Origin of the sequence: Vibrio mediterranei, assembly GCF_900088415.1 — a bacterium.
Lineage (GTDB): Bacteria > Pseudomonadota > Gammaproteobacteria > Enterobacterales > Vibrionaceae > Vibrio > Vibrio mediterranei.
In genome coordinates, this window is the sequence record NZ_FLLQ01000003.1 from 519,658 (window position 1) to 539,407 (window position 19,750).

The following is a 19,750-nucleotide window of genomic DNA, read 5'->3' on the forward strand; positions in this document are numbered from 1 at the left end:
ATAGCCGCCCAATTAGGGCGGCTTTTTTATTTATGCTGATTGAGACCTAATAACTTGAGGCCACCGCTTAGCAAAACAATCGCACCTGGCAAGACCAGCATTTCCCACTTAAGTTGGTTAAAGTTGATCAACACCAGTTCAAGAAACTTGACGAAGAGGATGATGATAATGACCTCGGCCAGTTTGTTTTTTAAGTGACCGATGTTTGGCGTTTTAATCCAGCTCAAAGTTGAGTCTGTCTCTTCGGCGGTTTTATTCTTGATAAATAAGGTGTACACCCCATGTGAAAAAATAAACAGCACTAAAGCGACTAAGAAGGTATCCAAAGATTTAATAAGGTAGCTGATGGCTATATCTGCGCGGTCTAGGTGCAGTAACTCGGAAGGTGGCTCGGCGTTCAACAAGAACACACCAAACGCATTGTAAGTCTTTGCGGCACCAATTAGGAACAATAAGACAGAGCCAGCCATAGAGCCAATGATGGCAATCCAGCTGACATAACGGAATTGAACTAATAATCTTTTGGTCATGACTTGCTCCTATATTTTAACGGGGCAAGTTTATAGAGAAATTGGATTCGTGATAATAATAGGATTTTTTTAAAGATTATTACGAATACGTAATAGTACCCAAGATCTTTATTCGAGCGGAGATCTTGGGTAGGTAGGCCAATGGTCAGTCGCTGTTAAAAGGGCGACATTAACCGCGTGTAAACAAGCTGCTTAAGGAAAGGACATTACCGATGCGTGTCATGATGTCCGCTTGTTCTTCATCGCTGCGTTGCTCGCCTTTGGTATTGCCCCATACAGGACCTGGCCACGCGATGTCGTCTTTGAATCGAGCAATATGATGGATATGCAGTTGCGGCACCATGTTTCCCAATGCGCCAAGGTTGAGCTTGTCAGGTCGAAAAGTCGCTTCGAGTGCTTGAGCGACGGCTTGAGACTCTAGCAAAAATTGCTGCTGTTCCTTCATTGGTAAGTGATGAAGTTCTTTTAAGTTTTCACGCTTCGGAACCAAGATTACCCAAGGAACCGCACTGTCCTTGCTCAGGAGGGCAACGCAAAGTGGAAAGTGACCGATGACAGTAGTGTCTTTGGCGAGTTGAGGGTGCAGTTCAAAGCTCATGGTGTTAATTCCGTTGTCATAATGAGGGACTCAGTATACGTCAGATAAAACAAAAGGTTGACGCTTTCACGTCAACCTTTGTGTATTCATTACCATTTACGTAGTGGTAATTACATGCGTTCTAGCGTTTCGATACCAAGCAGTTCTAGACCTTGCTGGATAGTCTTAGCTGTTAATGCCGCGAGTTTTAGTCGGCTTTGCTTAACGCTTTCATCTTCAGCAATAAGAATTGGGCATGCTTCGTAGAAGCTAGAGAATTGACCTGCAAGCTCAAATAAATAGCTACACATAATGTGAGGCTGACCTTCACGAGCAACAGATTGTACGGCTTCCTCGAATTGCAGTAGTTTAGCAACTAACGCTTTCTCTTTCTCATCAGTGATCTTAATGTCACCAGAAAGCTCGTCCATTGATACGCCAGCTTTTGCAAAGATAGATGCTACACGAGTGTAAGCGTACTGCATGTAAGGAGCAGTGTTACCTTCAAACGCTAGCATGTTGTCCCAATCAAACACGTAGTCTGTAGTACGGTGTTTAGAAAGGTCAGCATACTTAACCGCTGCCATTGCTACCGTGTTAGCGATATTTGCTTTCTCTTCAGCATCTAGCTCTGGGTTTTTCGACTCGATTAACGCTGTAGCGCGCTCTACTGCTTCGTCTAGAAGATCAGCAAGGCGAACCGTACCGCCTGCGCGAGTCTTGAACGGACGACCATCTTTACCTAGCATCATACCAAATGCATGGTGCTCAAGGCTGGTTGATTCTGGTACATAACCTGCCTTGCGAACGATAGTCCAAGCTTGCTGTAGGTGTTGGTGCTGACGTGAATCGATGAAGTAAAGAACGCGGTCTGCACCAAGCTTTTCGTATCGATATTTTGCACAAGCGATGTCTGTTGTAGTGTATAGGAAGCCGCCATCACGTTTTTGGATGATAACACCCATCGGCTCGCCATCTTTATTCTTGTATTCGTCAAGGAATACCACTTGTGCGCCGTCATCTTCAACGGCTAGACCTTTTTCTTTCAGGTCTTGCACAATGCCAGGTAGCATGTCGTTATACATACTCTCACCCATCACATCGTCGCGCGTTAGAGACACATTTAGGCGATCGTAGTTGCGTTGGTTCTGGATCATAGTAACGTCAACAAGCTTCTTCCACATTTCAGCGCAGAACTCATCGCCACCTTGCAGTTTCACTACGTAGCCACGAGCGCGCTCTGCAAATTCAGCATCTTCGTCATACAGCTTTTTAGATTCGCGATAGAAAGCTTCAAGGTCCGAGAGTTCCATTGAAACTTCACCAGACTCTTGTTGAACGCGCTCTAGGTTAGCGATAAGCATACCGAACTGAGTACCCCAGTCACCGATGTGGTTAGCACGGATAACGTTATGACCTAAAAACTCTAGAGTACGAACAACCGCATCACCGATGATGGTTGAACGAAGGTGACCAACGTGCATTTCTTTTGCTACGTTTGGTGCAGAGTAGTCAGCAACGATGGTTTGTTGCTCTTGAGAAGCCACACCTAGGCGTGCATCCGTCAGTGCTTCGTCAGCTTGCTTTGCAAGAAATTCTTCGCTTAGGAAGATGTTAATAAAGCCAGGGCCAGCAATTTCAGTTTTGCTTGCAATTCCATCTAGGTCCAAAACGTCCAGAACTTTCTGTGCGAATTCTCGTGGATTTGTACCCAATTTCTTAGCAACGCCCATTACGCCATTTGCTTGGTAGTCACCAAACTGTGGTTTCGCAGATTGGCGAACAGCAGCAGGACTGCCTGCAGGTGCGCCAGCGGCTTCTAGAGCCTGAGATACTTTGTCGTTGATCAGTGCTTGGATATTCACACGCGTTTCCTTCAATTCTTGGAATTGGATTTCATGTTGTTCATGAAACTGTGGCAATTTGGCGCACATAATAGCAACTTTAACGCCAGTGACCTAGAGGGGAAGTTTGTATTTTTTCTGATTCTGGCCGAATCCTGCTACTATCTGGCGTTTGAAGTACAAAATGAGCGCTAAAAAATGGAACAAACCCTGCTACAAAAAGGTCTAGTACCTTCTCAAATGTTGAGTGAAACTGATGCCTTTCTCGATAAAGTTCAGGCATTATGCAGCAAGTTATCTATAGATTTAGCAGATTACCAAGCCGATCATATTGCTTTGCGAATCAATGATTCGGACGTGGCGAAAGCGGCTCATACCGCGTGGCTAGCATATGGCAAGGTCATTTCTGAGGCGCACATAAACGGTCGTCCAATTATCGTTTTGCAATTTGACCAAGCAATAACAAGTCGTGGTTGGTCGATTGAATGTCTGGAACTGCCTTATCCAGCAATAGGGAAGACACACCCTATTGAACACTGGGAGCACGTTGAGTTCGTTGTGCCTTCAAAGGCAACAACAGCGGACGAATATTTAGCTGATTTATGTATCATTTTTCCAGCGTTGGCTCATCGTTTGGAGCAGTTGGATGCTCTTAACATTAAAATGAAGCTATCCAGTCCGAAAGGCGAAGGAGAGCGCTTAGCTAACCCGACGGTGGCATTTAAGCACGATAACATCTGCGTCAAACTTCATCCGCATAGCCTAAAAAACATTGTTGCTTCTGAGCAAGCCGATATCTAGAGCAAAATGGTGTGAGTTATAGTTATTCGGGTAATGACATTAAGTGAAAGATCATTACCTGAATAAGGGCTAACTTCACAAAGCCTCGACAGGCTCTTACCGATCAATTTATCGTCAACGACTAAACTTGTAGCTGTAAACCTAGTCTGTAAGGAAACGGCAAGTGATAACAGCAACGATAAATAAATGGGGGGTAGTGCTGCTCCTATCAAGCACCTCCTTTCTAACCTCCGCCGCTGGTTTTGATATTGATAATCCCACCTGTGAAACCAGCACGAGTCGACAAGTCTCTAACGGTCGCCTCGATCTCAATCTACATTTTTGCAATCAATTAGTTCTTGATGATGGTAAAAAAGCACCATGGAGCAAATCTTACATAGCTCCTTATGAGCGCGCGGCTAAGCGATGGCTTGAAGTGCTTACCGCCGTCGATGGCGCTGACAAACATACACTAGACATTAACTTCTATGTGGTACCGCTCGAAGATGCCAATGGCATGGCGGGGCCTGAAGATGAAATTGATATCAGTTGGCGTCTGATTCCCACAAAAGGGTCGGTCTTTATCGGCAGCCACACCTATGAGCCTGGATTTGATCAAGTTGAATTCAACGCCAATATTCTGCACGAAATGGGTCATGTGTTTGGGGTGGGGGCGTATTCTACCGACTATACGCGTCATGATGGACAACTGGGTAAAGTGTTTTTAGTCAAAGATAGCCAAGCGGTGAAACGGTTTAATCGACAATATCAGGTAAACTATCGCGAACTGCCAATAAGTGACGATGGTGGACATTTATATGACTCAAAGTGGAGTGAAGACAAAAAGCGCTACGATAAAAACGGCGTTCCAGTACCAGACATGAGTCAAGAGTTGATGGCAAATGGTACTTTGATTGGACCAGTGACATTAGGTCTATTAGATGACTTGGGCTATCAGGTGGACTATTCGAAAGAGGATCGTTACTCAAATTAACGCTGGTTACTCGAACAAACCGAGCCTGCGTCTATCTGTTTAGAGTTAGCGAAAGTCACTCGCTACCATTGCTCAATGATGATTCAACCATGGTAGCGAGTTATAAAGGCTACAGAATGACGGTCTTATTGCCATAAACAAACACATGGTCATTAATGACCTTGTTTAACGCTTTGGAAAGTACGTTTTTCTCAACATCTCGTCCAGCTTGAGCCATGTCTGCGGCACTAAAGTTGTGATCCACTGGGATAACGTCTTGTTTGATGATTGGTCCTTCATCTAGATCATTGGTGACGAAATGGGCTGTCGCGCCGATAATCTTCACGCCGCGATCATACGCTTGCTGGTATGGTTTAGCGCCGATAAATGCAGGCAAGAAACTGTGGTGAATGTTGATGATTTTATGATGATATTGTTCCACGAATGTTGGCGTTAGAACACGCATATATTTTGCCAGCACCAAATAATCGGCCTCATATTGGTCGATCACTTCCAACATTTTCGTTTCATGCTCCTCTCGGCTTAGTCCGTCATGAGAAACGCAGTGGTACGGGATATCAAACTTCTCGGTTAGTCCTTGAAGTATATCGTAATTACCGATGACTGCGGCGATCTCCACATCTAGGCTACCATCAAAGTTTTTCATCAAGATATCACCTAAGCAGTGCGCTTCTTTGGTGACCAGAATAACGATGCGCTTACGAGATGAATCTACTAACTTACGTTTTGTGCCTTGTGGGAGTGCTTGGTCTAAATCCGCTAAAAAGGTTTCATCGTTGAAGTAACCTTCCAACTCAGTGCGCATAAAGAAGTGACCACTGGTGTTATCTACAAATTCATTGTTGTGAATAATGTTCAGCTGGTGCTTGTAACAAATATTGGTGATTTTTGAAATGAGACCAGGCGCATCGTTGCAATGCGTCAATAACGTTTTCTTTTCCATGATTTACTGCTTCCGTGAAATTTAAACTTTGACCTCTTCGTTATTCTGAAACTCGATATTCATGGTCCGGAAGGAGCACAACATATTGATGTGAATCTAAATTTACGAATTTGAGGATTTAAAATGGTGCGTTTGTTGAGGTAGTACGCAATCTAATCAACATTATTAATCTATTCTGGGCAAGGTTTCAACAAAAGAAGTCCGCCACGACGGCATTCCGGCTTGCCTCAATTTGTTGGAGCATCCTCAATTTGGCTTTAGGAGAGTGTTATGGATAAAGAACTACTCGCGCGCAAACTCTACGACCAAAGAGTTTCAGAATTGGTTGGAGATTCGGCCATTGACCAGCATGAGCTTGATGAGCTTTGGAATAGTAAAGTCTCGCCTTCACAAGCAGCAGAACAATTAAAGCAATCGGATAATGTCATCGCCCCAGGATGGCTTACACGTTACCTGAATAAGCACTAGCCACTCTAAATTCTTCCCTGGTTTAAGCGCTCTTATTCTCTGTTCTACGAGCAAGAGCGCTCAATTCAATTTTCAACTGCCAAGCGATTAGGTATACACTAGTCCGATTAATGTTAGGTAGCGGCAATCAGTGGTTTCAACAATAAATGGTTTCACGAACAATTAAAAAGGCGTTCGCCTCTGATGGCGCATTGGGAAGGGTTATCCCCGGTTTTCAGCCCAGACAACCACAACTTGATATGGCCGATGCCGTTGAACAAGCTATTCATAATGAAGACCAGCTTGTGGTGGAAGCGGGTACGGGTACTGGCAAAACCTTTGCTTATTTAGTCCCTGCGCTGTTAAGCGGTAAGAAAACCATTATCAGTACCGGATCGAAAAACTTACAAGAACAGCTTTTCCATCGTGATTTACCCTTGATGGTTGAAGCGTTAGGTTTTCATGGGCAAGTTTCGTTGTTAAAAGGTCGTTCCAACTATTTGTGTTTAGATAGATTGAGCCGCCAAATGATGGAAAGTCACACCACAGAAACGCAAACGGATTTGTTGTCACAGTTGGTCAAAGTGCGATCTTGGTCCTCAGAAACCAAGTCTGGAGACTTGGGTGAATGTGATGCGATTGCTGAAGATAGCCCAATTATACCCACCATTACGTCTACCAATGACAACTGCTTAGGCAAAGAGTGTCCAAGCTACCAAGATTGCTTTGTATTGAAGGCTCGTAAGCGAGCGTTGGACTCTGATGTCGTGGTGGTAAACCACCACTTATTTATGGCGGATCTTGCTATCAAGGAGACTGGCTTTGGGGAGCTGATTCCAGAAGCGGAAGTGTTTATCTTTGATGAAGCACACCAAATACCAGATATTGCCAGTCAGTATTTCGGGCAATCTATTTCAAGCCGTCAGATCCAAGATCTCGCGAAAGATATTGAGATCGGTTATCGCACTGAAGCCAGAGACATGCGTCAATTGCAAAAAGCAGGTGATAGACTCTCCCAATCAGCGATGGATATGCGTATTGTGCTAGGCGATACAGGTTTTAGGGGAAACTGGCGCGATGCTGTTGCCTCACCAAGTATCAAACGCGAATTAGACCGACTGCTGGATGCCATCAACTTGGTGATTGATGTACTTAAACTCGCTTTAGGTCGAAGTCAGCTATTAGATACCGCATTTGAGCGGGCTAATCTTATTAAAGGTCGTATTGAACGAGTGTGCGATGTCACTATTACCGGTTACTCCTATTGGTACGATACGTCGCCTCGTCATTTTAGTCTGCATATCACCCCGTTAACCGTTGCCGATAAGTTCCATGAGCAAGTGGAGATGAAGGGCGGTGCATGGATTTTTACCTCTGCAACTTTAGCGGTTTCCGATGACTTTGGTCACTTTACCTCTCGATTAGGTCTGATTCCGAAGCAGCAGTTTTCTCTACCAAGTCCGTTTGATTATCCTACTCAGGCTAGATTGTGTGTACCACGTTATTTGCCTGAACCAAATAGCCAAGGGTTAGCTCAAAAGCTAGTGAACATGTTGTCTCCGGTCATTGAAGAAAACCAAGGACGCTGCTTTTTCCTGTGCACCTCACACAGCATGATGCGCGAGTTGGGTGAAAAGTTTCGTGAAAGCTTGTCACTACCGGTATTACTTCAAGGGGAAACCAGCAAACAAAAAACGCTCGCCGAGTTTATGGAACTGGGTAACGCTTTGCTGGTGGCGACAGGGGCATTTTGGGAAGGAATAGATGTTAGAGGTGATACGCTGAGCTGTGTTATCATCGACAAATTACCGTTTACAGCCCCTGATGATCCACTGCTCAAAGCACGGATCGAAGATTGTAAATTACAAGGTGGTGACCCGTTCCAACAGGTACAACTGCCTGATGCCGTAATTACGTTAAAACAAGGTGTGGGCCGATTGATTCGAGATCAGAAAGATCGTGGCGCATTGATTATTTGCGACAATCGATTGGTGACCAGAGAGTATGGTGCGACGTTCTTAGCCAGCTTGCCGCCTATTCCTCGAACACGCGACCTTGGAACGATAAGACAGTTTCTAGCACTCGACACAGAGTCGGATGCTAAAGAAGAAAAAATTGAGAAATAAATGACTTATAAAATTCTAGCTATCGATACTGCAACAGAGAACTGCTCAGTGGCTCTGTTGGTTGGTGATACGATTCATACTCGCAGTGAACTTGCTCCTCGCGATCATACGAAGAAAGTACTTCCTATGGTCGACGAGCTGCTAAAAGAGGCGGGATTGACACTTGCAGAACTGGATGTCTTGGCGTTTGCACGTGGTCCGGGCAGTTTTACGGGTGTGCGTATTTGTATCGGGATTGCTCAAGGGCTAGGGTTTGGTGCCGACTTACCAATGATTGGAATTTCAACACTTAAAGCAATGGCGCAAGGCTCATATCGGATGAATGGTGCTACTCGTGTGGCTAGTGCTATCGATGCACGCATGAACGAGGTGTATTGGGGGCGTTTCGAACAGCTAGACAATGGCGATTGGCAAGACGTTGACCAAGAACAAGTGATCCCACCGAGCATCTTAGTGGAGAATCTGTCTGCTGATGGCATGCAGTGGACGCAAGCTGGAACGGGGTGGGAAGCTTACGCGGACACAATGAACACATTGGCTATCGATACCATCGCTTCTGAAGTCAAATATCCGCAGGCGCAAGATATCGCATTTCTTGCTACATTCGAACTAGAGCGCGCTAATACTGTGCCAGCGGAAGAGGCAAGTCCAGTTTATCTTCGCGATACGGTAGCTTGGAAAAAGCTGCCAGGCCGCGAATAACGGGAGAAAGCTAGCGTGCGAATAACGCGCTAGCTTAATTAACTCATGGTCTCGATTAACGGCCTTCCTTCTCTTACCAACCAGCGCAAGACACAAAAAGCCAAAACGAATAAGGCTGTGTCGAAAGCGTCGACGCCCTCAAGTACTAACGCAACTAATCAAACCACACAAGTCACTAAAGTGGCTCAAGCTGTTGCTCATTCGGTAAAACATTTATCAGACGCTGACGTAGCGCGTGCCCAAGTCCAATATGATTTACCGGAAGGACGCTCCAAAAAAGCATTAGAAGCCTATATGAATGTGATGAATCGAGCCAAACGAGAGGAACTTGAGCAGTTACTTGGTGTCGATATTTTTATATGATAATAAGAGTATTTTTCATTTAAGGATAAGAAGTATGAATTTGGTGACGAAAATCGTTAGCCTGATTGGTTTGAGTATAATGTTGTCGGCGTGTGGGAGCTTACCGGAGCAACTTGCCACAACGAATGAAAACGTTGTTTCCCAATATCAACAGGTGGTTGATGCTAAGGATGGAACTGAAGTTCGCCTTGGTGGTGTGATTGATACGGTTAAAAACTTGCCAAGCCAAACTCGCATTGAGATCGTCAATCTTCCGATCGATAAGTATGGTAAGCCTGACTTAGACCAAGAACCCAATGGCCGTTTTATTGCTTATGTTGATGGATTTGTCGATCCTGTAACGTACTCACGTGGTCGCTTAATTACCGTTGGTGGTCACAAAGGTGGTGTGGAGCGTGGCAAAGTAGGTGAGTTCGAAGCGGACTTTCCTGTTATCAAAGTATATGGGCAGTATCTTTGGCGAGTAGAAGAGCGCTTGATCATAAATCGTAACCCAAGTTCTTTTCATTCCTGCTGGGGTTATTACTGTGACGACTTCTACTACGGACCAACACAGGGAAGAGTTATCAAAGAGGTGAAGTAGCATTGCTTGTAAAAATAGAAGAAAAATCAGTCAAGATAGATGACAGGTACGTGGCCTATCTTGAATTGAACCCCAAACTAACGGCCGCTAAGACGGTCGTTTTTATTCATGGTTGGATGGATAATGCCGCCAGTTTCCACTCTTTAATCGAGCAGGCTGCTGCACATCAGGTACCTTGGCGAGTTATTGCGATTGATTTGCCAGGGCATGGTCATTCAACACATAAGTCTGCGCACCATTTTTACAACTTTCACGACTACATCGATGATCTTCACCGCATTTTGCTCAAACTTGAAGCAGTTGATGTATATCTAGTGGGACATTCACTTGGTGCATTAATCGCGAGTTGCTATAGTGCGGCCTTTCCTGAAAAAGTCGCAGGATTAGTTCAAATCGAAGCGCATGTCCCTCTTTCTGAATCCCCAGAGCAGAGCGCAGAGCGACTAAGAAACGGTATTGAAAGTCGTGAGCATTGGCGAGAAAAATCACCACGTGCCATTCCATCCAAACAAGATGCAATCAAAATGAGGATGCGAGCAACAAAGTTGCGGGAAGAAACAGTCCTCCCGATTGTTGAACGTGACCTGCAATTGATCGATGGTCAGTGGTTTTGGCGTCATGACAGTAAGCTTAAATGTGAGTCGGTCTATCGTATGACGCAAGAGCACGCTGAGGCCATTATGTCTGCGATTACTGTTCCTCATTTGGTGATTTTGGGGCAGCGTGGTTATCACTATTTACAGAACCCTCAAATCTTATCTCTTCTTGTCGATGCACAGATAGAAAAGGTCGAAGGCGATCACCATTGCCATTTAGAGTCGCCAAAAAAGGTATTTGAGCTAATACTTGGACTAGTTAACAAAAATTAAACAAGTGTTTGAGTCTTTCGTGCGCAAACTGGTCTGCTGTGTTGTAATAGCAGGAATAATAAAACATTCATAGAGATTCTAAGTGTTAACAAGTTTTTAAACTCTACACTGATTTAACTGCCAGTCTATGAATACGAAAGAGTGACCTTACACGCAAGGAGTATAATTGTGGATAAACCTTGGCTTTCGCGATACCCAAGTGATGTGCCGGAACAGATTAATCCGGACCAGTATCCTTCTTTAGTAGAAATGTTTGAACAGTCAGTACACAAATTCGCTGACCAACCAGCCTTCGTTAATATGGGGTCGGTGATGACATTTCGTAAGTTGGAAGAGCGCAGCCGCGCTTTTGCAGCTTACTTACAAAATGAGTTAAAGCTGAAAAAGGGTGATCGTGTCGCGATCATGATGCCTAACTTGCTGCAATATCCGGTTGCCTTGTTTGGTGTCTTACGTGCTGGCTTAATAGCCGTCAACGTTAACCCACTGTATACACCGCGTGAGCTAGAGCACCAGTTAAACGACGCTGATGCTAAAGCTATAATTATCGTCTCCAACTTTGCTAGCACGCTTGAGCAAGTGGTCGAGAACACGCCAATCAAACACGTGGTACTAACCAGTCTTGGTCAAATGTTGCCAAGAGCAAAAGGGACGGTGGTCGACTTTGTCGTGAAATACGTCAAAGGTATGGTGCCTAAGTATGATTTGCCAGGTGCAATTTCATTCCGAAAAGCGCTGCATAAAGGCCGCCGCTTGCAATACGTGAAGCCGTTTATGACGGGCGATGACATTGCGTTCTTACAGTACACCGGTGGTACGACAGGCGTAGCAAAAGGCGCGATTTTGACTCATCGCAATATGATTGCCAATGTGATGCAAGCTAAGGGCATGTATGCGCCGGTCTTGAATGAAGGTCGCGAGCTGGTGGTGACAGCGCTGCCGCTGTATCACGTTTTTGCGTTGACGGTTAACTGTTTACTGTTCATTGAAATGGGTGGTCAAAACCTGTTGATCACCAACCCACGTGATATTCCAGGGTTTGTTAAAGAGCTCCAAAAGTATCCGTTTACCGCAATTACTGGTGTTAATACGCTATTTAATGCCCTGATCAATAACGAAGACTTCCATGAGTTGGATTTCCGTGGTTTAAGGTTGTCTGTTGGTGGTGGTATGGCCGTTCAGCGCGCCGTTGCAGAGCAATGGAAAAAGACCACTGGTTGTTTGCTACTTGAAGGCTATGGCCTAACTGAGTGTTCTCCTCTTGTTGCTGCTTATCCGCACGATTTAGAGCAATACAACGGCTCGATTGGTCTGCCAGTGCCATCAACGGAAGTGCGCATTGTTGATGAAGATGGTAACCCTGTGACGGATGACTCGAAAGGTGAGTTGCAAGTTCGTGGTCCACAAGTGATGCAAGGTTACTGGCAGCGTGCAGAAGCAACGAAAGAAGTTATCAACCAAGAGGGTTGGTTATCGACTGGAGATATCGTTCAGTTCGATGAAGACGGCTTCTTGCATATCGTTGACCGTAAGAAAGACATGATTTTGGTCTCTGGCTTTAACGTTTATCCAAACGAGATCGAAGATGTGATTGCATTGAATGATAAGGTGCTTGAAGTGGCGGCAATCGGTGAGGCCAACGAAGCATCCGGTGAGATTGTGAAAGTGTTTGTAGTTAAGAAAGACTCTTCATTAACTAAAGAAGAGATCATTGAACACTGTCGTAAGCACTTAACAGGCTATAAGATTCCTAAGCGCGTGGAGTTTAGAGAGGACTTGCCAAAGACTAATGTGGGTAAGATTTTGCGCCGTGTACTTCGTGAAGAGAACGACGCCAAGTTGACCAAAACCTCAGAAAAAACGGTTTAACGTTAACCTTTAATTACAATCAATGCTAGAATGCCAGCCCTCAAAGCTGGCATTGTTTTTTTAAGAGAGACTGAGTGGAATATCAAATAGTAACCGAGTTGGCCGAACTAGAGTCGGTATGTAACAAGGCTCGTGAATCCGATGTAGTCATGTTGGATACCGAGTTTGTACGTATCCGTACCTTCTACCCTAAACTGGGTCTCATCCAGCTATACGATGGTGAGCAGCTATCACTTATCGATCCGTTGACTATTAGTGATTTCACCCCTTTTATTGAACTGCTTAAAGATGCCTCGGTACTCAAAGTCCTCCATGCCTGCGGAGAAGATTTGGAAGTGTTCGTCAACAGTTTCGGATGCATGCCATTCCCAATGGTCGATACGCAAATCATGGCAGCCTTCTTAGGTCACGGACTATCGACGGGGTTTGCTGCATTGGTTGACGAATACCTTGGTGTAGAGCTCGATAAGAGTGAATCCCGAGCTGATTGGGTTGCGCGTCCACTGACAGATAAGCAACTGGATTATGCAGCGGCTGATGTTTATTACCTATGGCCTCTGTATTTCAAACTGTTTTCTCAAGTGGAAGCAAAGGATTGGTGGGATGCCGCACAGCAAGAATCTGACTTGTTAATGCAAAAACGTGGTAAAACGCCAAATCCAGACAGTGCTTATCTCGACATTAAAGGTGCCTGGCAATTGAAGCGCAAGCAATTGGCCATTCTCAAACCTTTAGCCACGTGGCGAATGAATGAAGCACTCAAGCGTGACCTTGCACTAAACTTCGTCATCAAAGAGCAAGAGCTGTGGAGCATTGCGCGCTTTGCGCTTAAGAAGCCTAAGCAGATGGAAGAAGAGGGCTTGGATCCACGTGCTATTCGTCGTCATGGTGAGCGCATTGCTGCTATTGTCAAACGCGCTCAACAAACGCCAGAAGAAGAGTACCCAGATAAAATCGAGCGCCTAATGGATTTTCCGGGTTACAAACAGGTCTTTAAGAAACTCAAAGATGAAGTGAAAAAAGCGGCGCAGCATAGTGGCTTAGCGACTGAGTTTTTAGCATCTAAAAAGCAACTTAATCAGTACCTTTCATGGATATGGAAGTACGACCGAGATCCGGCAAGGTTGCCAGATGTGATGCAAGGGTGGCGACTGGAGTTGTTCGGTCAAAACTTAGATAAAGTTATGGATTAAAAAAATGGCTCGCAGTTGCGGGCCATTTTTCTATTTGTTATTCACTTACTTTTCATCTTCTGGTAGCTGAACGTTTAGTTCTAGCACCGAGATGTCATCGTCTTTGTGCTCAAACGACAAGTCCACCATGGATGGATCAACTTCAACGTATTTGGCGATAACTTTAAGAATGTCTTCTTTCAATTGCGGCAGATACGATGGCGAAGGTGAACCTTCACTGCGACGCTCTGCGACGATAATTTGCAGGCGCTCCTTCGCTAAGTTCGCTGAGCTCTTTTTTTGCGGGCGGAAAAACTCTAGTAATGACATGAATTAACCCCCGAATAGACGTTTGAAGATGCCTTTCTTCTGCTCCGTTAAGAAGCGGAAATCAACTTGTTCACCAAGTAGGCGATTTACTGTATCTGCGTAAGCAAGACCTGCATCTGATTCATCGTCAAAAATGACAGGGACGCCTTTGTTCGAAGCATTAAGAACCGCTTGGCTTTCTGGAATCACTCCAAGTAGAGAGATGTGCAGAATCTCCTCCACATCTTCGACAGACAGCATTTCACCTTGTGTCACACGAGCTGGGTTATAGCGTGTCAGCAGTAGATGTTGCTTAACTGGCTCCAAGCTCTCTTCTGCTCGACGTGATTTAGAGTCCAAGATACCAAGGATACGGTCAGAGTCACGTACTGAAGAAACTTCTGGGTTTGTGGTAACAATGGCTTCATCCGCAAAATACAGCGCCATTAATGCGCCTTGCTCGATACCTGCCGGTGAGTCACAGATAACAAAGTCAAAGCCCATTTCATCGAGGTCATCTAACACTCGACGAACGCCTTCTTTAGTCAGTGCGTCTTTATCGCGAGTTTGTGATGCAGGCAGGATGAACAGGTTGTCAGAACGCTTATCTTTGATGAGTGCTTGGTTTAGTGTCGCTTCACCGTTGATCACGTTAACAAAGTCGTAAACGACGCGACGTTCACAGCCCATGATCAAGTCTAGGTTACGCAAACCGATATCAAAGTCGATGACTGCGGTTTTCTTGCCTTTAAGGGCAAGGCCAGAAGCGATTGCTGCACTGGAAGTGGTTTTGCCAACGCCGCCTTTACCTGACGTTACAACAATAATGCGTGCCATTATCTGTTTTCCTTAAAATTATTATATCGTGAGGATTTCGAAATCGAGTTGGTCGTTGGTCATACCAAACATTACCTTTTTGCCCCAATATTCACGTTCAATTTGATCACTGAGCCAGTAATTTCCTGCGATAGAAACCAGCTCAGCTTGTAAGTCGTTACATAGGATCTTAGCTTCACTGGAGCCACTAGCTCCGGCAATCGCGCGTCCTCTAAGCGTGCCATGGATATGGATGGTACCGTCAGCTATTACTTCAGCACCTGCACTCACATGATTTAACACCACAAGGTCTCTGTTTTTTGCATAGATTTGTTGACCGGAACGCACTGGGGTTCGGACTATCATAGTCGGTTCCATCTTCGCGGGTGCTTGAGAAGGGGCTTTACTTGCGGTCATCACAGCAAAGCCAGCTTCAATAGCGAGATTTTGAGTGCGTTTATCTTGGCAACCGGTGATACCTACTGGGATCATACCAAGTTCTTCTACGCCAAGTTTTAGGTCTAGGAAGTTGATATCGCCGTCAACTTTACTGATGTTTAGAACCACAGGAGCCGATGCAAAAAATGTCGGTGCTTGTGAGACTTTTTCTTGCAAAAAATGAACTGCTTTAGAAACATCGTTGTCAGAAAGATGCAACACCGATAAGGTGAAGCTACTGCCTTTCAGATCTGGGGATTGAGACATTGCTGATCAAATCCTTGTGCCAATGACATTGCTTTTTAAATAGGATAATCATGTTATATTTCAACACTACATACAGCAAGCTATCTTGCGCTCAAATGGATAATTAACTCTCAATTTTCCATAAACTAACCAAATACTTTCTTCCGGATGAGAAGATTGGCGACAAAAAGAGATATATCAATGCTTTGTTCTATCTATAAAAGCACGAAAAAGGAAGGGGCGTACCTATACATCGCCAAGAAGGATGACTTTTCACCAGTTCCAGATGCGCTGATGCAGATGTTTGGAAAACCAACTATGGTCATGGTGGTCAACCTTGCAAAACGTACACTGGCTCAAGTGGATGTAGAGAAAGTAAAAGCTTCTATTGAGAATGAGGGCTTTTTCTTACAGCTACCTCCACCACCAGAAAATCTATTAGAGAAATATAAAGAGCAGAAAGCTCAGCAAAAATAGCCTAGATGCTCAGGGGAGGGCACGGTGAAGAGATTATTGTCAGTTATGCTAGGAGCAAGCCTAGCCACGAGCGCATTTGCGCAAGAGAAAGGAACGTTTGAAGAGTACGTTGCTGGGCTTAAAGAAGAAGCTCGCCAACAAGGTATCTCTGAACAAATTCTGACAGAGGCATTTAAAGGTGTCGAGTATAAGCCGAGAGCTGTCACTGCTGACCGTAACCAACCTGAAAAGAAGCTAACGCTGGACGAATATATTCCAAGAGCGGTGCCTGATTGGAAAGTGAAGCAGGCCAAAGAATTGCACAACAAGTATTATGCTGAGCTAAAACGTATCGGTGATGAATACGGTGTTCAACCAAGGTTTATTGTCGCGCTTTGGGGCGTAGAAAGTAATTTCGGACGCTTTACTGGTAATTATCGTGTAATCGATGCCTTATCGACGTTAGCTTATGAAGGACGCCGTGAAGCCTTCTTCCGTAAAGAAGCACTAGCGGCATTAACGATTCTTCAACAAGGGCATATTGCTCCCGATGATATGAAAGGTTCATGGGCGGGTGCAATGGGTCAAAGCCAGTTCATGCCGAGTTCGTTTTTGAACTTTGCCGCTGACGGTAATGGCGACGGGAAAAAAGACATTTGGGATAGTGAAGCCGATGTGTTTGCCTCGACAGCGAATTACCTAGCGAAATCTGGTTGGGACGATAAATATACTTGGGGTCGTCAGGTCAAAGTACCACATGGTATTTCACCCGATTTACAAGGGCGTGAAGCTGAAAAAGGTAAGTATCTTAAGGAGTGGAGTAAGCTCGGTGTCACTCGTTACGATGGTCGACCACTGCCTCAGTTGGACGAAGATATTAAAGCATGGCTTATTATGCCCGATGACGAAAATGGCCGTGTGTACTTGGTATATAACAACTACAATGTCCTGATGAAGTGGAATCGCTCATATTACTTCGCCCTCGCTGTGAGTCATCTTGCAGATCGTATTGCTATGGATTAAATAAAAAGGACTGGCGTCTCTGACGTCAGTCCTTTTTTAGAAATCGAACAACCGATTATTTTTTTGCGGTGTGGAACTGTTCGCAGGCAATCATCGTATTTTCAATCAAGCTGGCAACCGTCATAGGGCCGACACCACCTGGGACAGGGGTAATGAAGCTAGCGTTTTCTCTTGCCACATCGTATTCTACGTCACCCACCAAGGTACCGTTCTCTAAGCGGTTGATACCTACATCGACAACAACAGCTCCTTTCTTGATCCAATTACCTGGGACAAAGTTTGGTTTACCGACGGCTACGACAACGATATCAGCTTGACGCACATGGCTTTCAAGATCTTTGGTGAAACGATGACACGTGGTGGTGGTGCACCCGGCAAGTAGCAATTCTAATGTCATTGGACGACCAACAATGTTAGACGCACCAACGATAACGGCGTGCTTGCCTCTCGTTGGTATATTGTAACGGTCTAGAAGCGTAATAATGCCTTTAGGCGTACATGAGCGTAGCTTGGGGATACGTTGCGCTAGACGGCCGACATTATATGGATGGAATCCATCAACATCTTTTTCTGGAGTAATACGCTCCAAAACGTGTGTAGTATCGATTCCAGCCGGTAGAGGCAACTGAACCAAAATGCCATCGACTTCTGGGTCTTCGTTTAATTCATCCACCAGAGCTAGCAATTGCGCTTCACTGGCATTTGCAGGTAGGTCGAAGGACTTGGAAACAAAACCAACTTCTTCACAAGCACGGCGCTTACTACCCACATAAACTTGTGACGCTGGATCTTCACCTACTAAGACGACCGCGAGTCCCGGTGCCCTTAGCCCTGCATCTGTTCTAGCCTTAACACGAGCGGCTACTTCAGAGCGTACGGTTTGAGAAATAAGTTTCCCGTCAATGTTTTGAGCAGACATAATTTTCCTTGAGAAAGTTAACTGGCTGTTATTTTTGTGTGCATTGTCCCAGAAAATTATTTCAAAAGCTACAACGCAAACGTTTGCATTGGTCTGTTTTTCAGCTTTTATTGGTATGTTGACTTTTTTTTGGGCATTTAAACCAGTAACGCTAAGAAAGCCATTGATTTACCTCTCTCATCTCGTATAATCCTTTCCCTGTAGCGCGCCCTTAGCTCAGCTGGATAGAGCACGTCCCTTCTAAGGATGTGGTCGTAGGTTCGAATCCTACAGGGCGTGCCATTTCTTTCTCTTTCTTCCTATACTCCCAGCATTCCTCGACACGATTTAATGTATCGGACAATTTAGCAGCGTCAATAGCAATTCTGACTGTGTGTTTGAATCGGTTTTCACGAAAATAGACTTAATATGATCCTTGATAGTGTATTCTGAGCGTTCCAAAACAGATGCAATCTCTTTACGAGATAATCCGCGAAGTATCAAACAGCAGATGTTACGTTCCATCTCGGTTAAGTCAAAGATAGACTTCAAACAATTAGTGTTGATTGTAACAGGATGCCTTCGATCATAGATATAAACGATGGTTTTTGGAACAAGGCTGGCCGTAGTGCTTTTTTCTTCGTGATTCAGATCTTTATCTGCTTTTCCTCGATTTATTGGAACTAAAATAAGCGTAACCGTAGAACTTCTATCATTTATCTCAAATGCATGGCAATTTAAGTCTGTTTCGTTATCCAATCTAGCAATACGTTTATAGAGAGCACAATACTCTTTATAAAATTGATTGTCGTTGATTTGGAAATGGTAGTCTTTAATAGTAACTAAATCATGCCACTGACTTAGCTGGATAGCTTTGGAGTTTGAACATATCGTATTTCCAACTTTATCGCAAAGAATGATAGCATGTGAGGATTTATCAATAATGCTCTTATATATATTGGTGTAATTGTATCTTTCGCTTATTCTTATATATATCTTAAATGATTGTTGAATATGAGGGACTAATTCGGCTAATAAAATTCTACTTGTAGAATTATTAATACCTTCTTCGTTCTCTGCGTAGAAACTTAAAGTTATAGCCAGGTCTCCGACGTACCCGAAAATGATAGTGGCAATATTATTGGTTACTGTTTTGTCATACCAGTCAGTAATTGGATTCAGATAAAGACTCTTTTTTTGGGTTGAAAAAGCTTGATACTTGTCGACTAAGCTAAAAAATCGATTGCTTGGTAGTTGGGAGAACTTATCTCGCACACAAGCCTTGTCCTTGACAATATGTTGGATAACTGAGAGCAAGTTCTCTGCTCTAGACCCGCTTTTCCAACTACTAATAATGGTACTTTCCTGTTTATGTATGGTACTTAAAACAAAACTTATGGTTCTAAACTCATAGTTTAAAAAGTCAACAAAACATTGAAATCCATCAGGACTTGTAGGTGACAAATATAGGGCCTTAACCAATTTCTTAAATTGTCTCGCTGTTTCATTTTGCATCATATATTAAACCACGTAAGCTAATTTATATATTCAAAGGTTAATGTTAAATAAACCATAGCTCTAGTTGGTAAAAATAGAACTTACTCACATTATAGAGTTTAATAAAATAGAAATTACCACTGTATATGTCACCTTACTAAGTGAGTTATTCATAAGTGATATTTCACCCCCCCCTATTCGGGGGGGGTGAAAAATCTGTCTCACGCGATAATCTATGTTAAATAAATGATGTATTTCTGTGAAAGGA

22 protein-coding genes and 1 tRNA gene are annotated in these 19,750 nt (G+C 44.2%); 14 read left to right on the plus strand and 9 right to left on the minus strand.

Annotated elements, in window-relative coordinates; all coding sequences use genetic code 11:
* Positions 1-26: 26 nt before the first annotated feature.
* The 3 genes from VME0621_RS12235 to argS form a co-directional block, all read right to left on the minus strand.
* The gene (locus VME0621_RS12235) at positions 27-530 is read right to left on the minus strand and encodes a YqhA family protein (protein ID WP_038225378.1); all 504 of its coding nucleotides are present in this window, start codon (positions 528-530) and stop codon (positions 27-29) included.
* Between the two features lie 169 nt (positions 531-699).
* The gene (locus VME0621_RS12240; RefSeq protein WP_038225377.1) at positions 700-1,128 is read right to left on the minus strand and encodes an HIT family protein; all 429 of its coding nucleotides are present in this window, start codon (positions 1,126-1,128) and stop codon (positions 700-702) included.
* 110 nt (positions 1,129-1,238) lie between these two features.
* Complete coding sequence (gene argS / locus VME0621_RS12245; protein WP_006074282.1) at positions 1,239-2,972, minus strand: arginine--tRNA ligase; 1,734 nt, start codon at positions 2,970-2,972, stop codon at positions 1,239-1,241.
* A gap of 42 nt (positions 2,973-3,014) precedes the next feature.
* On the opposite strand from argS, the gene VME0621_RS27000 reads away from it, so the two are divergent.
* The 3 genes from VME0621_RS27000 (at position 3,015) to VME0621_RS12255 (ending at position 4,725) form a co-directional block, all read left to right on the plus strand.
* Entirely contained in the window at positions 3,015-3,146 is a 132-nt protein-coding gene (locus VME0621_RS27000) for a hypothetical protein (protein WP_256200724.1), read from the plus strand.
* A 3-nt stretch (positions 3,147-3,149) separates the two neighbouring features.
* Complete coding sequence (locus tag VME0621_RS12250) at positions 3,150-3,752, plus strand: VOC family protein (protein ID WP_062463108.1); 603 nt, start codon at positions 3,150-3,152, stop codon at positions 3,750-3,752.
* A 163-nt stretch (positions 3,753-3,915) separates the two neighbouring features.
* Positions 3,916-4,725: a hypothetical protein gene (locus VME0621_RS12255; RefSeq protein WP_062463111.1), complete on the plus strand. Its 810-nt coding sequence runs from the start codon at positions 3,916-3,918 to the stop codon at positions 4,723-4,725.
* Positions 4,726-4,834: 109 nt separating this feature from the next.
* On the opposite strand, the gene purU is transcribed toward VME0621_RS12255, so the two are convergent.
* Positions 4,835-5,668: a formyltetrahydrofolate deformylase gene (gene purU / locus VME0621_RS12260; RefSeq protein WP_006074285.1), complete on the minus strand. Its 834-nt coding sequence runs from the start codon at positions 5,666-5,668 to the stop codon at positions 4,835-4,837.
* A gap of 270 nt (positions 5,669-5,938) precedes the next feature.
* On the opposite strand from purU, the gene VME0621_RS12265 reads away from it, so the two are divergent.
* The 8 genes from VME0621_RS12265 (at position 5,939) to rnd (ending at position 13,820) form a co-directional block, all read left to right on the plus strand.
* A complete protein-coding gene (locus VME0621_RS12265; RefSeq protein WP_031494254.1) occupies positions 5,939-6,136 on the plus strand; it encodes a hypothetical protein in 198 nt (65 codons plus the stop codon).
* 146 nt (positions 6,137-6,282) lie between these two features.
* Entirely contained in the window at positions 6,283-8,241 is a 1,959-nt protein-coding gene (yoaA, locus tag VME0621_RS12270; protein ID WP_062463114.1) for a DNA repair helicase YoaA, read from the plus strand.
* Positions 8,242-8,943 carry a tRNA (adenosine(37)-N6)-threonylcarbamoyltransferase complex dimerization subunit type 1 TsaB gene (tsaB, locus tag VME0621_RS12275; RefSeq protein WP_062463117.1) on the plus strand — a complete coding sequence of 234 codons (702 nt, stop codon included), beginning with the start codon at positions 8,242-8,244 and terminating at the stop codon, positions 8,941-8,943.
* 45 nt (positions 8,944-8,988) lie between these two features.
* Positions 8,989-9,306 carry a hypothetical protein gene (locus VME0621_RS12280; RefSeq protein WP_062463120.1) on the plus strand — a complete coding sequence of 106 codons (318 nt, stop codon included), beginning with the start codon at positions 8,989-8,991 and terminating at the stop codon, positions 9,304-9,306.
* 34 nt (positions 9,307-9,340) lie between these two features.
* Entirely contained in the window at positions 9,341-9,889 is a 549-nt protein-coding gene (locus VME0621_RS12285) for a Slp family lipoprotein (protein WP_006074290.1), read from the plus strand.
* Between the two features lie 2 nt (positions 9,890-9,891).
* Positions 9,892-10,758 carry an alpha/beta fold hydrolase gene (locus VME0621_RS12290; protein ID WP_062463123.1) on the plus strand — a complete coding sequence of 289 codons (867 nt, stop codon included), beginning with the start codon at positions 9,892-9,894 and terminating at the stop codon, positions 10,756-10,758.
* 168 nt (positions 10,759-10,926) lie between these two features.
* Entirely contained in the window at positions 10,927-12,627 is a 1,701-nt protein-coding gene (gene fadD / locus VME0621_RS12295; protein ID WP_062463126.1) for a long-chain-fatty-acid--CoA ligase FadD, read from the plus strand.
* A gap of 74 nt (positions 12,628-12,701) precedes the next feature.
* Positions 12,702-13,820, plus strand: coding sequence for a ribonuclease D (gene rnd, locus VME0621_RS12300; protein ID WP_062463129.1), 1,119 nt, complete (start codon positions 12,702-12,704; stop codon positions 13,818-13,820).
* A gap of 45 nt (positions 13,821-13,865) precedes the next feature.
* Here the strand turns inward: rnd and minE are convergent, their stop codons facing one another.
* The 3 genes from minE to minC are packed head-to-tail and all read right to left on the minus strand — an operon-like array spanning position 13,866 to position 15,629.
* Entirely contained in the window at positions 13,866-14,129 is a 264-nt protein-coding gene (gene minE / locus VME0621_RS12305) for a cell division topological specificity factor MinE (protein ID WP_031494240.1), read from the minus strand.
* Positions 14,130-14,132: 3 nt separating this feature from the next.
* A complete protein-coding gene (minD, locus tag VME0621_RS12310) occupies positions 14,133-14,945 on the minus strand; it encodes a septum site-determining protein MinD (RefSeq protein WP_062463132.1) in 813 nt (270 codons plus the stop codon).
* 21 nt (positions 14,946-14,966) lie between these two features.
* Positions 14,967-15,629, minus strand: coding sequence for a septum site-determining protein MinC (gene minC / locus VME0621_RS12315; RefSeq protein ID WP_031494241.1), 663 nt, complete (start codon positions 15,627-15,629; stop codon positions 14,967-14,969).
* Between the two features lie 180 nt (positions 15,630-15,809).
* On the opposite strand from minC, the gene VME0621_RS12320 reads away from it, so the two are divergent.
* On the plus strand, positions 15,810-16,085 hold the full coding sequence (locus tag VME0621_RS12320; RefSeq protein ID WP_006075752.1) for a YcgL domain-containing protein: 276 nt from the start codon (positions 15,810-15,812) through the stop codon (positions 16,083-16,085).
* A 24-nt stretch (positions 16,086-16,109) separates the two neighbouring features.
* Positions 16,110-17,087 (plus strand): lytic murein transglycosylase, encoded by a 978-nt coding sequence (locus VME0621_RS12325; RefSeq protein ID WP_031494242.1) that lies wholly within the window; start codon positions 16,110-16,112, stop codon positions 17,085-17,087.
* Between the two features lie 55 nt (positions 17,088-17,142).
* Here the strand turns inward: VME0621_RS12325 and folD are convergent, their stop codons facing one another.
* Positions 17,143-18,006 carry a bifunctional methylenetetrahydrofolate dehydrogenase/methenyltetrahydrofolate cyclohydrolase FolD gene (gene folD / locus VME0621_RS12330; protein ID WP_038225364.1) on the minus strand — a complete coding sequence of 288 codons (864 nt, stop codon included), beginning with the start codon at positions 18,004-18,006 and terminating at the stop codon, positions 17,143-17,145.
* Between the two features lie 205 nt (positions 18,007-18,211).
* On the opposite strand from folD, the gene VME0621_RS12335 reads away from it, so the two are divergent.
* Positions 18,212-18,288: transfer RNA gene (locus VME0621_RS12335), tRNA-Arg, on the plus strand.
* A gap of 45 nt (positions 18,289-18,333) precedes the next feature.
* On the opposite strand, the gene VME0621_RS12340 is transcribed toward VME0621_RS12335, so the two are convergent.
* Positions 18,334-19,503: a helix-turn-helix transcriptional regulator gene (locus VME0621_RS12340; RefSeq protein WP_062463135.1), complete on the minus strand. Its 1,170-nt coding sequence runs from the start codon at positions 19,501-19,503 to the stop codon at positions 18,334-18,336.
* Between the last annotated feature and the right edge of the window lie 247 nt (positions 19,504-19,750).

Bases quoted from the DNA above. Each gene is read 5' to 3' on its own strand.
- VME0621_RS12235 (WP_038225378.1), bottom strand. From the start codon at position 530: ATGACCAAAAGATTATTAGTTCAATTCCGTTATGTCAGCTGGATTGCC.
- minD (WP_062463132.1), bottom strand. From the start codon at position 14,945: ATGGCACGCATTATTGTTGTAACGTCAGGTAAAGGCGGCGTTGGCAAA.
- tsaB (WP_062463117.1), top strand. From the start codon at position 8,242: ATGACTTATAAAATTCTAGCTATCGATACTGCAACAGAGAACTGCTCA.
- purU (WP_006074285.1), bottom strand. From the start codon at position 5,668: ATGGAAAAGAAAACGTTATTGACGCATTGCAACGATGCGCCTGGTCTC.
- yoaA (WP_062463114.1), top strand. From the start codon at position 6,283: ATGGTTTCACGAACAATTAAAAAGGCGTTCGCCTCTGATGGCGCATTG.
- VME0621_RS12320 (WP_006075752.1), top strand. From the start codon at position 15,810: ATGCTTTGTTCTATCTATAAAAGCACGAAAAAGGAAGGGGCGTACCTA.
- VME0621_RS12285 (WP_006074290.1), top strand. From the start codon at position 9,341: ATGAATTTGGTGACGAAAATCGTTAGCCTGATTGGTTTGAGTATAATG.
- VME0621_RS12265 (WP_031494254.1), top strand. From the start codon at position 5,939: ATGGATAAAGAACTACTCGCGCGCAAACTCTACGACCAAAGAGTTTCA.
- VME0621_RS12280 (WP_062463120.1), top strand. From the start codon at position 8,989: ATGGTCTCGATTAACGGCCTTCCTTCTCTTACCAACCAGCGCAAGACA.
- minC (WP_031494241.1), bottom strand. From the start codon at position 15,629: ATGTCTCAATCCCCAGATCTGAAAGGCAGTAGCTTCACCTTATCGGTG.
- VME0621_RS12240 (WP_038225377.1), bottom strand. From the start codon at position 1,128: ATGAGCTTTGAACTGCACCCTCAACTCGCCAAAGACACTACTGTCATC.
- VME0621_RS12250 (WP_062463108.1), top strand. From the start codon at position 3,150: ATGGAACAAACCCTGCTACAAAAAGGTCTAGTACCTTCTCAAATGTTG.
- VME0621_RS12340 (WP_062463135.1), bottom strand. From the start codon at position 19,503: ATGATGCAAAATGAAACAGCGAGACAATTTAAGAAATTGGTTAAGGCC.
- minE (WP_031494240.1), bottom strand. From the start codon at position 14,129: ATGTCATTACTAGAGTTTTTCCGCCCGCAAAAAAAGAGCTCAGCGAAC.
- folD (WP_038225364.1), bottom strand. From the start codon at position 18,006: ATGTCTGCTCAAAACATTGACGGGAAACTTATTTCTCAAACCGTACGC.
- VME0621_RS27000 (WP_256200724.1), top strand. From the start codon at position 3,015: ATGAAACTGTGGCAATTTGGCGCACATAATAGCAACTTTAACGCCAGT.